At 62.5% G+C, this 11580-nt stretch carries 10 protein-coding genes; all 10 read right to left on the bottom strand.

Annotation, left to right across the window (positions count from 1 at the left end; all coding sequences use genetic code 11):
• Window positions 1-95: 95 nt before the first annotated feature.
• Window positions 96-1346: an OprD family porin gene (locus tag AC5PZ0_RS12420; RefSeq protein ID WP_099429408.1), complete on the bottom strand. Its 1251-nt coding sequence runs from the start codon at window positions 1344-1346 to the stop codon at window positions 96-98.
• Between the two features lie 54 nt (window positions 1347-1400).
• Window positions 1401-2600: a benzoate/H(+) symporter BenE family transporter gene (locus AC5PZ0_RS12425; RefSeq protein WP_493855076.1), complete on the bottom strand. Its 1200-nt coding sequence runs from the start codon at window positions 2598-2600 to the stop codon at window positions 1401-1403.
• On the bottom strand, window positions 2600-3928 hold the full coding sequence (locus tag AC5PZ0_RS12430) for an MFS transporter (protein WP_099454061.1): 1329 nt from the start codon (window positions 3926-3928) through the stop codon (window positions 2600-2602). The genes AC5PZ0_RS12425 and AC5PZ0_RS12430 overlap by 1 nt, the downstream gene beginning before the upstream one ends.
• Window positions 3929-3986: 58 nt before the next feature.
• Window positions 3987-4748 carry a 1,6-dihydroxycyclohexa-2,4-diene-1-carboxylate dehydrogenase gene (locus AC5PZ0_RS12435; RefSeq protein WP_027595425.1) on the bottom strand — a complete coding sequence of 254 codons (762 nt, stop codon included), beginning with the start codon at window positions 4746-4748 and terminating at the stop codon, window positions 3987-3989.
• A gap of 133 nt (window positions 4749-4881) precedes the next feature.
• The gene (gene benC, locus AC5PZ0_RS12440) at window positions 4882-5892 is read right to left on the bottom strand and encodes a benzoate 1,2-dioxygenase electron transfer component BenC (RefSeq protein ID WP_027595426.1); all 1011 of its coding nucleotides are present in this window, start codon (window positions 5890-5892) and stop codon (window positions 4882-4884) included.
• A 70-nt stretch (window positions 5893-5962) separates the two neighbouring features.
• Complete coding sequence (benB, locus tag AC5PZ0_RS12445; protein ID WP_027595427.1) at window positions 5963-6448, bottom strand: benzoate 1,2-dioxygenase small subunit; 486 nt, start codon at window positions 6446-6448, stop codon at window positions 5963-5965.
• Window positions 6445-7803 carry a benzoate 1,2-dioxygenase large subunit gene (benA, locus tag AC5PZ0_RS12450; RefSeq protein WP_027595428.1) on the bottom strand — a complete coding sequence of 453 codons (1359 nt, stop codon included), beginning with the start codon at window positions 7801-7803 and terminating at the stop codon, window positions 6445-6447. Before benA ends, benB begins: the two co-directional genes overlap by 4 nt.
• A 101-nt stretch (window positions 7804-7904) precedes the next feature.
• On the bottom strand, window positions 7905-8861 hold the full coding sequence (locus tag AC5PZ0_RS12455) for a helix-turn-helix transcriptional regulator (RefSeq protein WP_238217571.1): 957 nt from the start codon (window positions 8859-8861) through the stop codon (window positions 7905-7907).
• Window positions 8862-9232: 371 nt separating this feature from the next.
• Window positions 9233-10288, bottom strand: coding sequence for a GlxA family transcriptional regulator (locus AC5PZ0_RS12460; RefSeq protein WP_493855077.1), 1056 nt, complete (start codon window positions 10286-10288; stop codon window positions 9233-9235).
• Window positions 10289-10427: 139 nt separating this feature from the next.
• Window positions 10428-11456 (bottom strand): glycine betaine/L-proline ABC transporter substrate-binding protein ProX, encoded by a 1029-nt coding sequence (gene proX, locus AC5PZ0_RS12465; protein WP_085274396.1) that lies wholly within the window; start codon window positions 11454-11456, stop codon window positions 10428-10430.
• Window positions 11457-11580: the final 124 nt, after the last annotated feature.

Raw genomic sequence — 11580 nt, forward strand, 5'->3', positions numbered from 1 at the left:
GGCGGGATTTCCTGAGAGGATGACGCGTGAAAGCTAACCCCCTCTACCCTCTGGGTGCAAATGCGGCTCAGTGACAAAAGATGGCAGCTGGGTTTTCACAACAACTGCCAGGTGTACACCAGGGTCAAGCGATTCTCGTCGATATCACTGCGGTAGTTGGACCGTGCCATGGCATTTCTCACGCGAATGCCCAGGCCTTTCAACGCCCCACTCTGCACCGCATAGCCGATATCCAGGTCGCGCTCCCGGTCACGGCCCTCGTAGCCCTGCCCGGTATCGACATTGTTGCCGGTGATGTAGCGCACCGTTGCCGTCAGCCCCGGCACGCCCATGGCGGCAAAGTTGTAGTCGTAGCGCACCTGATAGGAACGCTCGTCGGTGTAGGCGAACTCGTAGGTTGGCACCTCGTTGCCCAAGGGGGAGATGTTGGCAAATACCCGCGGGAACGGGCTGTCGCCATAAATGCCCTGATACCCTGCATGGAAGCTGTGCCCGCCATGGCGGGCGGTGAACAGCGAGAAGAATGCCTGGTTATCGATACTGCCCAGCAGGGCGTCGCCGTCCTCGCGGGCGGTGAAATAGCCAAGGTTGGCGCTCAGCACCCAGTCGCCGACAGGTTTGCTGTGTTTAAGGCCGACAAAGCCTTGCTCGTAGATATCTTCCAACTGCCCGTACCACAGGCTGACACTGCTTTGGTTCGCATTGAACGCGTAGTCGCCCCCCACATAGTTGAACGCATCACCTTCAGCCTGACGCATTGGCACGTGGCCGAGCATGGCATTCATCTTGCCATCGCCGCCCTCGTTGCGCAGGTGCGTTGAGGTCAGGTGCCCGGCTTGCAAGGTCAGCCCCTGCAGCTCGGTCGACAACAGGCTGGCACCTTGGTAAGTCGGCGGCAGCAGGCGGATATCACTGAACGTCAGCACCGGCAGGTTGGGCTGCAGTTCGCCCACCCGCAGCTCGGTTTTCGACAGCCTGGCCTTGAACGTCGGCGCCAGGCGGCTGTATTCGTCTGCGGCGCGGCCATCGCCATGCACCGGCAACAGGCCGGTATTGACCCGGTCGGGGCTGCTGTCGAGTTTGATGCCCAGCAGGCCGAGTGCATCCACCCCGAACCCCACCGTGCCAGGCGTGTACCCCGATTTGAAGTCAAGTATGAAGCCCTGGGCCCACTCCTCGGCCTTGGACTGTTGATTGGCGCCGACAATGTCGGAGAAGTCGCGGCTGAAATAGTAATTGCGGGCACTGAGGCTGGCCTTCGAATCCTCGAAGAAGCCGCCTTCAGCAGCCAGCAGCGGTGGGCTGAGCAATGTCAGGCCAATAGCGACGCAAGGGGTATGGTTCATTCCGAAGCTCTCTTGATCTTGTTTTTATGGAATAAAGCGCTGGGAACACAGGCATCATGGGGTGCGGCGCATTACCTCCCGCGCTTGAGGCCGCCGCAGAACAAGCAGCGCGTGGGCCAGCAGGCCGAACAGCAGCCCCCAGAACGCCGCCGACAGGCCAAGGAAGGACACCCCCGAAGCGGTGACCAAAAAAGTGAACAGCCCGGCATCTCGCTCAGCAGGCTCGGCGAGGCTGCGTGCCAGGGCTTCGCTGATTGCCCCGTACAGGGCCAGCCCGGCAAGGGCCGCAATCAGTGCCGCCGGAAATGCCGCGAACAGCGACATCAAGGTGGCCCCAGCAACCCCAAGCAGCAGGTACAGCACACTGCCGGCGACGGCCGCGACATAGCGCTGGCGCGGGTTTTCATGGGCCTCAGGGCCTGTGCACAGGCTGGCGGTGACAGCCGCCAGGTTCAGGCCGTGGCAACCAAAAGGCGCGAGCACGGCGCCACCGATGGCGCTGGCACTGATCAGCGGGCTGGCCGGCGTGGCGTAACCGGCGTTGCGCAGCACGGCCATCCCCGGCATGAATTGCCCGGTGAGGGCCACCAGCACCATGGGCAACGCCAGGCTGAACACCGCCGCCAAGCTGAATTGCGGGGCAATCCATTGCGGCGAGGCCAGTTGCAGTACCAACGCCTCGCTGCGAAACGCCCCGCTGGCCACGGTCACGACGGCGCCCACGCACAGTACGGCGGCCACCGCATAGCGCGGCTGAAGCCTGCGCATCAGCACATAGGTGATGAACATGGCCACCACCAGCAGCGGCTGTACCGGCAAGGCGCGGAACACCTCGATGCCGAAACTGAACAAGATGCCGGCTTGCATGCCGGCGGCAATGGAGCCTGGCAGGCGCGCGATGATGCGGTCGAAGGCCCCGCTGATGCCAATCAGCAGCAGGACCAGGTTGGCCACCAGGTACGCCCCCACGGCCTGCTCCAAGCCGAGTTCAGGCAGGGCCGTGACCAACAGCGCCGAGCCTGGGATCGACCAGGCGATCACGACCGGCACTCGGTAGCGCAGGCTGAGTACAGCGCCGAGCACTCCGCTGCCCATGGAAACGGCCCAGACCCAGGAAGACAGCTGGCCATGGGACAACTGCGCGGCCTCGGCAGCGTGAAAGATGATCACCAATGGGCCGGCGTAAGAGATCATCGTCGCCAGGCAGCCGGCGACGATGGCGGACAGCGAGCTGTCCTTGATCAGGGTTTTCATTACGCTTGCGCCGCCGTGGCCAGGCCATGGCGCTTGCCACTGACCAGGTGCACGGCCATGGCCAGCGCGGCAATCGCGCCAGGGATGGCGAACGCGATGAAATTCAGTTGCAACGGCAGGTTGATGCCCATCAGCGCGCCACCCAGCAGCGGGCCGACAATGGCGCCATTGCGGCCAATGCCCGAAGCCCAGCCCAGGCCGGTAGAGCGCACCGCCAGGCCATACATCTGTGCCGCGCCGGCATACAACAGGATCTGCGTGCCGATGGTGGTGGCGCCGGCGATGAAGATCAGTAGGTACAGCACCGGCATCGGGCTGTTCACCCCCAACAGGCTGATCGACAGCGCAGCTGCAATGAAGAAACCGACCTTGACCTTGACCAGGTTGTAGCGGTCGCCCAACCAGCCCCCCAAAATCGCCCCGGCCATGCCACCGAAGTTCAGCGCCAACAGGAACGACAGGCTCGAACCCAGGCTGTAACCCGCGTTGGCCATCAGCTTCGGCAACCATGAACTGAGCGCGTAGACCATAAGCAGGCAGCAGAAGAACGCCAGCCACAGGGCCAGTGTGCGCACGGCCAGGCCGTTGCGGAACAGCTCGACGACCGAGCTGCCAGCCCCCTTGCGGTCGGTTGCCTGAAGCACGTCACCAGGCTGGATGTCGCACTCGGGGTCAAGCTGTTTGAGCAGCTTGCGGGCTTCTTCGGTGCGCCCTTTACGTACCAGGAAGCCAATGGATTCTGGCAGGTAATAGAGAATCACCGGCAACAGCAGCAGCGGTACCGCCGCAGCGAAGAACATCGACTCCCAGCCGAAACGCGGCAGCATGAAAATACCGACGCCTGCCGACAGCATGCCGCCCAGCGAATAACCACTGAACATGATCGCCACCAGCGTGCTGCGCAGGCGTTTGGGGGCGTATTCGTTCATCAATGCCACGGCGTTAGGCATCAAGCCGCCACACCCGAGACCGGCGATGAAGCGGTAGATGCCGAACTCGCTGGGGCTGGTGGCAAAGCCGTTGAGGATAGTCGCCGTGGAAAACAACGCGAAGCAGATGGCGATCCCCTTCTTGCGCCCGATGCGGTCGGCCAGGCTGCCGAATACCAGGGCGCCAAACATCATGCCGAACAGCGCATAACTGCCCAGGGCGCCGGCCTGCAGGGGCGTCAGGCCCCACTCTTTCATGATTACCGGCAGCACCACGCCGTAAATGAACAAGTCATAGCCGTCGAAGATCAGCAGCAGGCCGCACCAGGCCATGACCATCCAGTGGAACGCGGTAAAGCGCGCATTATCGATGATCGGGTGCACGTCAAGGGTTCGCATGGCATCTGTCTCTGTTTTTTTTGTTGTGGAGTAAAACGGTTGCCGGGGGGGGGCTGGCTCAGCCGAGGTCGCCGCCCCCTACCGGCAGCGTTACGCCGGTGATGTAGGAGGCTTCGTCGGAGGCCAGGAAGAGGATGGCGCCGACCTGCTCGTCGATGCTGCCGTAGCGGTGCATCAAGCTGCTGTCGAGGGTCTGGTCGACGATTTGCTGGTACCAGGCCTTTTCCTGCGCGCTCTGCTCGGCGGCGTTGCGCGGCACGCGCCGTGGCGGTGCCTCGGTGCCGCCAGGGGCAGTGGCATTGACACGGATACCGCGCCCGGCGGTTTCGAAAGCCAGGCAGGCGGTGAGCGCGTTGACGCCACCTTTGGCCGCGCCGTAGGGCACGCGGTTGACGCCACGGGTGGCGATGGACGAGACGTTGACAATGGCCCCTGCCCCACGTTCGAGCATGTACGGCAACGCGGCATGGCAACACCACAAGGTGGGGAACAACGAGCGGCGCACTTCGGCCTCGATCTGTTCCACTTCGTAGTGTTCGAAAGGCTTGGCCCAAATGGTGCCGCCGACATTGTTGACCAGGATGTCGAGGCGGCCAAACGCTTCGACCGCAGCGGCCATGACGCGGGCACAATCGCTGTGCAGTTCGAGGTCGGCGGTGAGGGTCAGCATGCCCTCCCCGGCCAATTCGTGGACCAGCTCTGAGCGGTCCACCGCCACCACCTGCGCGCCTTCGGCCTTGAGCCGCCAGCACACGCCGCGGCCAATGCCTTGAGCGGCGCCGGTGACCAGGGCGACTTTGCCTTGAAATCTTGTGTTCATCAGTATTTCTCCATGCTGACGCGGACGCTGTGGGAGCGGGCTTGCCCCGCTAGCAGACCCCACGGTGGATGGCACGGGCTTCGCCCGTGTTCGCGGGGCAAGCCCGCTCCCACAAGGGCGGCCCCAAGGAAACTCAGGCCGCGGCGGCGAACTTCTCGTAGTAGAAGTTCGCCGGCGTAATGCCCTGCTCGCGAACGTACTGGCTGACTGCCTCGACCATCGGCGGTGGCCCGCACAGGTACACGTCCACATCGCCGTCATTGAGGTGGCGCGGTTCGATGTGCTGGGTGACATAGCCTTTCTGCGGGTACTGGCTGTCTGGGTTGGCCACGCAGGCGCTGAAGGTGAAGTTTGCAATGCGCGCCGCCAAGGCCTGCAGGCGGTCCAGCTCGACCAGGTCGAAGTCGTTGGTGACCCCGTAGATCAGGTGCACCGGGTATTCGCTGCCCTGCTCGGCGATCTTCTCCAGCATCGCGGTGAACGGTGCCAGCCCGGTGCCACCTGCCAGCAACAGCAGTGGGCGCTGGATCGGCCGCAAGTAGAAGCTGCCCAGCGGCCCTGCCAGGCTCATGCTGTCGCCGGCCTTGGCCAGGTTGGTGAGGAAGCTGCTCATCAAGCCGCCCGGCACATTGCGGATCAGGAAGCTGACCTCGCCGTCCTTTTGCAGCGAGCTGAACGAGTAAGCGCGGCTCTGCTCGCTGCCGGGCACCTTGAGGTTGACGTATTGCCCCGGCAGGAACGCCAGCCGGCTCAGCGCCTCGCCCTTGATCGACAGGGCAATGGTGCTCGCCGACAACTGGCGCACGTCGCTGATGGCGGCTTCGAAACTGGCCTGTTCGGTCTTGCACACGTGCGAAGAGGCCGGGATGCGCACCACACAGTCGGATTCTGCCCGCATCTGGCAGGTCAGCACATAGCCTTCGGCGATTTCGTCCTCGCTCAGGGCGTCTTCGATGAAGTTGTCGCCCAAGTCGTAGCGCCCGGACTCGGCCTTGCACTTGCAGGTGCCGCAGGCGCCGTCGCGGCAGTCCAGCGGGATGTTGATGCCCTGGCGGTAGGCGGCGTCAGCCACGGTCTCATGGCCAGTGGCCTCGATGAAGCGGGTTACCCCGTCCTCGAAATTCAGTGCGATCTGGAAGCTCATGTTGCACCTCGCGGGCGAGCCTGCCCGCGGCGCGCCATGCGGCACACCGGGCGGCTCGCGTTACCTCGGTTCAGATGTGGTAGATGTCGATGACCTGACGCACGTAGTCGTTCTTCAGGACCACCTTCTTGGCCTTGATCAACGGCTGCTCGCCGCGCAAATCGAGGGTGTAGAAGCTGCTGCCGAAGTAGCTGTCGGTGGTCTTGTAGCGAAAGCTCAGGGTGTGCCAGTTGAAGCGCACCTGGCAGTAACCCTCGCCCTGCTCGACGATCTCGATGTTGCTGATGTTGTGCGAGGTACGGGTGTCCGGCACGGTCGCGCTGGAGCGCTCGGTCTTGATGCGGAACACCCGGTCCTCGAGGCCACCTCGGTTGCCGTACCAGATCAGCGAGATTTCGCTTTGTGGGTCTTCGGTGAGGCGGTCGTCATCGTCCCAGGACGGCATCCAGAAGCTGGCATCGGCTGCGTATAGCTCCAGCCACTGGTCCCATTCGGCGTCGTCCAGGTAGCGCGCTTCGCGGTAGAGGAAGTCGCGCACGGTTTCGTAGAGGCTCATTGCACGGCCTCCACGGGGATCAGTTGCTGCTCATCCTTGAGCGCCTGGATCATGGTGTCCTGCCAGTACTTGTGTTGCAGCACGAACAGGCCTTCGTCCTCGGTGCGCACGCCTGACAACAGCGGCTTGAGCTCGATTTCCTGGGCCGCTTCGTCAGCGCCCTCGACCCAGTGGGCAGCGCCGCGGGACATGTCATTCCAGCCGGTGCCGCCGCCGTAGCCTGTCTGGCACGAGCGGAACTCTTCAAGGTCGTCCGGGGTGGCCATGCCGCTGACGTTGAAGAAGTCCTCGTACTGGCGGATGCGCTTGGCACGGGCGTCAGCGCTCTCGCCTTTGGGCGCGATGCAGTAGATGGTGATTTCGGTCTTGTTCACCGAAATCGGCCGGGCAATACGGATCTGCGAACTGAATTGGTCCATCAAGTACACGTTGGGGTACAAGCAGAGGTTGCGCGAGTTCTCGATCATCCAGTCGGCGCGTGCCTGGCCGTAATCGGCGGCCAGCTGGTCACGGCGCTCGTAGGCCGGGCGGTCTTCTGGGTTGGCCCAACGGGTCCACAGCAGCAGGTGGCCATGGTCGAAGGAATAGAAGCCCCCGCCCTGCTTGGCCCAGGCGCCTGCGCTCATGGTCTTGATCTCGTCACCCGCCTCGCGCTGTTTGCGCTGGTTCTGGGTGGCGGCGTAGTTCCAGTGCACGGAGCTTACGTGGTAGCCGTCGGCGCCGTTCTCGGCGGTGAGCTTCCAGTTGCCTTCGTAGATATACGAACTGGCGCCACGCAGCACTTCCAGGCCTTCGGGCGACTGGTCGACGATCATGTCGATGATCTTGGCCGACTCGCCCAGGTGCTCTACCAGCGGTTTCACATCGGCATTCAAACTGCCGAACAGAAAGCCCCGGTACGACTCGAAGCGCGCGACCTTGGTCAGGTCGTGGGAGCCGTCGCAGTTGAAACTGTCGGGGTAGCCGGCGTTGCTCGGGTCTTTGACCTTGAGCAGTTTGCCGCTGTTGTTGAAGGTCCAGCCATGGAATGGGCAGGTGTAGCTGGCACGGTTACCGCGCTTGTGCCGGCACAGCATGGCGCCGCGGTGGCTGCAGGCATTGAGGAAGGCATTGAGTACCCCGTCCTTGTTGCGCGCGATAAAGATCGGCTGGCGCCCCATGGTCAGGGTGAGGAAGTCGTTCTTTTCGGGGATCTGGCTTTCGTGCGCCAGGTAGATCCAGTTGCCCTCGAAGATGTGCTTCATCTCCAGGTCGAACAGGCGTGGGTCGGTGAACATCTCGCGCTTGCAGCGGTAGATGCCCTGTTCACGGTCGTCTTCGAGCATGGCATTGAGGTAGTCGAATCCCAGGGACATGGCCAGGGTCTCCATTGTTATTGTTCAGACCATGTCAGGTTAGGGATCGAGGGGGGGCGGCAATATCCTATTCGTGCAGAGTGGTATCCGATTTGTGCAAATCAACGCCGGTTGCGCAGTGTGGCAGAGGGCAGTTCCCCGAACTGTTGCCGGTAGATCTCCGAAAAACGCCCCAGATGCAGGAAGCCGTAGTCCATGGCAAGCTCGGTAACGTTTTTCACGGTACAACGGGTATCGCTCAGGCAGGCATGAACCCGCGCCAGCTTGCGTTGCCGCACATACTGCTTAGGCGTGGTACCCAAGTGCCGATCAAACAAGGCATACAACGACCGCACGCTCATGCAGGCCTGCTCTGCCAGCACTTCAGCTGAAAGCTCAAGTTTCAGGTTGCGCTCGATGTAATCCAGAATCCGCTCAAGGCTTGCCGCCGGTGCACTCAGGCTTTCGCGCCGAATGTTGGTGCTCATCAAGGTCAGCAGTTTGCTGGCCACAATCTGGCTGTAATGCCCCTGCACCCGCGGCAACGACTCATTCACCTCGGCTTCATGGCACACCATCGCCAGCAGGTTTACAAACCCATCCAGCTCTTCCAAACGGTAGTGGTTACGCAGGAACCGCACGCCGCCATCCGGGCGATGCCAGCGTTGTTCTTCGCAGATCGAATCGAGCAGCCGGGTCGGCACCTTGAGGATAAATTTCTCGCAGTCTTCCGAGTAGGTCAGGTCAACCGGGTCGTCTGGGTTGATCAGCAACAACTCGCCCGGCACCAAGTGATGCTCACGCTGGGGCCCGCGCCACAGGCAGTTGCCGTTGAGCAACACTTGCAAGTGGTAGATGGTTTCCAACGCAGGCGAGGTGACGCGCACGCTGCCGCCGTAGCTGATGCGGCACAGGTCGAGTTCGGCGAACTTGCGGTGGCTGAGGCTGGCCTGGGGGTGGGTGGTGCGCGACAAACCGATGCAGTGCTGGCCCACGTGCTGGTTCACATAATCGGACACAGCATAAGGGTCGGCGTGGTGAAACACGCTACTGCGCTCGCTCAGCAGGCGGCTTTCCATAGGCAAGGCACTCGGTTTCGTTATTGTTCTGGGCGCCGCTTCCTACGGGCCTTGGGGCCGGTGGTTGCGGTCGATCACGGTTATTCTATCGGGCTGGTCGCTGGGTACAGAGGCAGGCGACAGCCGGTGAATAGGCACACACTAAGCAAAAAGGCGGGGGTTGGGCAATGCGACCATTGGAATGGTTGGGCGGACAGCGGACAAGTCTTTGATACTAACCGTTCGTTTATCGAACACAATTATCTGTTTCGCGGTACTGGCCTCTTCGCGGGCAAGCCCGCTCCCACAGGTAGAACGCAGGCTTTGAGAGCTGTGCCATACCTGTGGGAGCGGGCTTGCCCGCGAAGAGGCCGGCCTAGGTACAGTCGATCTCAATGCACCGCCACTTCCTGCCGCCCTGCCCACCCCTGGCTCCTCGCCCGAAACTGGCGCGGCGCAACGGCGAACAGCTCACGAAAACGCCGGTAGAAATGCGGAAAACTGACAAAGCCGCTGGCAACGGCCACTTCGGTCAAAGACTTGCTGGTGTGTTGCAGCAACTGCCGGGCATGGGTCAGGCGCAATTCCAGGTAGTAGCGCGGCGGTGTCGCCTGTACATGGCGGCGGAACAGCCGCTCCAGGTGCCGACGCGACAAGCCTGCATGTTCGGCGATTTCGTCGATGCCGATCGGGTCTTCGATATTCGCATGCATCAGCTCAAGGGCCAAGCGTATGCCCTTGGGCAGGCTGGGGTCGATGTCCGCTGCAGTGGCCGGGGCGTCGCTCATCACCCGTGCGCGATCGCACGCCAGCATCTGCTCCACCGCCCGGCGCAACCCGTTGCCACCCCTGTGTTCGAGCAAGGCCAGCATCATGTCCAGGGCACTGCTAGCCCCTGCGCAACTCAGACGCCGACCATCCAACACATGGGCTTGGCGGCTGACACGTACCTTGGGGAACAGCTCGCTCATCATTGCCCGACCATCGGGGTGGAAGGCGCAGGCGTGGTCATTGAGCAGGCCCGCTTCGGCCAGGAAGTAGGTGCCGTTCCATAGACCACCCAGCTGGCAGCCATGCTGGTCGGCCTGGCGCAGCTTGGCGCGCAGCAGCGGTGCGCTTTCCAGGCGCACTCGGAGCCCACCGCATACCAACAAGGTGTCTAGCACCTGCACATCGAGCTCGGCCAGTGGCGTGTTGACCGGCAAGGCGATGCCCAGGTCGCTCATGACCTGTGCTCCATCACCCACTACCTGGATTTGGAACAGTGGCGTGGCGCTCATCAGGTTGGCGGTGACCAGGGTGTCCATGGCCGCAGTAAAGGCCATCATGGAGAAATGCTCACGTAGCACGAAGGCGACGCGTTGGCACGGCATCGACAGCGAGGTACGGCCTGCGGTGTTCAGATGTGCCAGGTTGGCGTTCTTGAGGGTGCTTTCGAAATGGCTCATGGCTTTGACTCAACTGCAAAAATCGCGTTGGCTTCTTCGCGAGCAAGCGCGCGCCTACAGGCAGCGCGCAAACCCAACGCTGGCACGAACCCTGTGGGAGCGGGCTTGCCCGCGAAGAAGCGCTCACCGATGGAACAGGTTACTTGCTGGCCTGTGTCGCCGCCGCGCGCGACGCCTGCAGCCACGCGTCGAACTGCTGGCGATGCGCCGCAACCCATTCTTTGGCATGGCGGGTGATGTCAGCAGGCTTTTTCTCACCTTGCTGCATCTTGAGGTTCTGCGCGCTCTCGTCCGCCGTGGTGATCTGCATCAGCGACAGGAACTTGGTGGCTGCCGGGTTTTCCTGGGCGAATTCCTTGTTCAGCACCGCCTCGACCTTGTCGACCGCAAAGCCCAGGTTCTTGCCCTTGTACATCGTGTCGACATCGTTGTTGCCATCCGGCAGGTCGGTCTTCGGCACTTCCAGCCAAACCACGTCCTTGTCCTCGACCAGCACGGTGGAGATCCACTGTGGCACCCAGGTGAAGTACAGGATCGGCTTGCCTTCCTTGTAGCGGGTGATGGTGTCGGCCATCAGCGCGAAGTACGACCCCTGGTCGACGTGCACGCTGCTGTCCAGGTCATAGGCTTTGATGTGGTGCGAGATGATCAGCTCGCAGCCCCAGCCCGGGTTGCAGCCGGTCAGGTTGGCCTTGCCGTCGCCGTCAGTGTCGAACAGCTTGGCGATTTCGGGCTTCTTCAGGTCGGTGATGTACTTGATGTGGTACTGCTCGGCGGTCTTCTTGTCGATCAGGTAGCCCTGCAGCACGCCAGGCATGATGTCGCCGGCCTTGACCATCACGTCATCGCCGCCGGCCTGCTGGTAGAACTTGTCGTGCAGCTTGTCCCACAGGTGCACGGTGAAGTCGGCATCGCCGTTGGCCAGGGCCACCATCATCACGCCGTACTCGGTTTCCTTAGGCTCCTGGACCTTGTAGCCCAGCTCGCGCAGGCCTTCCATGGCGACTTCGCCACGGAAGCGTTCTTCGGCGATGGAGGGGAAGATCGGCGTTACCTTCACGCCCTCGCCCGGCTTGTCGGCCGAGGCGTTGGCGCACAGCGAGGCGATTACCAGGGCCAGCGCGCTGGCGCCTTGCAGGATGCTGCGGGAGAACTTGGATTCCAACATCGTCGCGTACCTTCTTCTGGTTTTTATGTCGTGTGCGGCAGTACGAATGTGTTTGCGTCAGGCGGTCTTGCGCCGCCCTGCAGCGTGCCCTGAGCCGCATAGGCGCAGCACCGCACCCGCGGGC

This window comes from Pseudomonas sp. 5.2 (assembly GCF_059025405.1).

Excerpts from the sequence above, each read along its gene's own strand:
- benC (WP_027595426.1), bottom strand. The coding sequence starts at position 5,892 with ATGAGCTTCCAGATCGCACTGAATTTCGAGGACGGGGTAACCCGCTTC.
- AC5PZ0_RS12420 (WP_099429408.1), bottom strand. The coding sequence starts at position 1,346 with ATGAACCATACCCCTTGCGTCGCTATTGGCCTGACATTGCTCAGCCCA.
- AC5PZ0_RS12425 (WP_493855076.1), bottom strand. The coding sequence starts at position 2,600 with ATGAAAACCCTGATCAAGGACAGCTCGCTGTCCGCCATCGTCGCCGGC.
- proX (WP_085274396.1), bottom strand. The coding sequence starts at position 11,456 with ATGTTGGAATCCAAGTTCTCCCGCAGCATCCTGCAAGGCGCCAGCGCG.
- AC5PZ0_RS12460 (WP_493855077.1), bottom strand. The coding sequence starts at position 10,288 with ATGAGCCATTTCGAAAGCACCCTCAAGAACGCCAACCTGGCACATCTG.
- benA (WP_027595428.1), bottom strand. The coding sequence starts at position 7,803 with ATGTCCCTGGGATTCGACTACCTCAATGCCATGCTCGAAGACGACCGT.
- AC5PZ0_RS12455 (WP_238217571.1), bottom strand. The coding sequence starts at position 8,861 with ATGGAAAGCCGCCTGCTGAGCGAGCGCAGTAGCGTGTTTCACCACGCC.
- AC5PZ0_RS12435 (WP_027595425.1), bottom strand. The coding sequence starts at position 4,748 with ATGAACACAAGATTTCAAGGCAAAGTCGCCCTGGTCACCGGCGCCGCT.
- benB (WP_027595427.1), bottom strand. The coding sequence starts at position 6,448 with ATGAGCCTCTACGAAACCGTGCGCGACTTCCTCTACCGCGAAGCGCGC.
- AC5PZ0_RS12430 (WP_099454061.1), bottom strand. The coding sequence starts at position 3,928 with ATGCGAACCCTTGACGTGCACCCGATCATCGATAATGCGCGCTTTACC.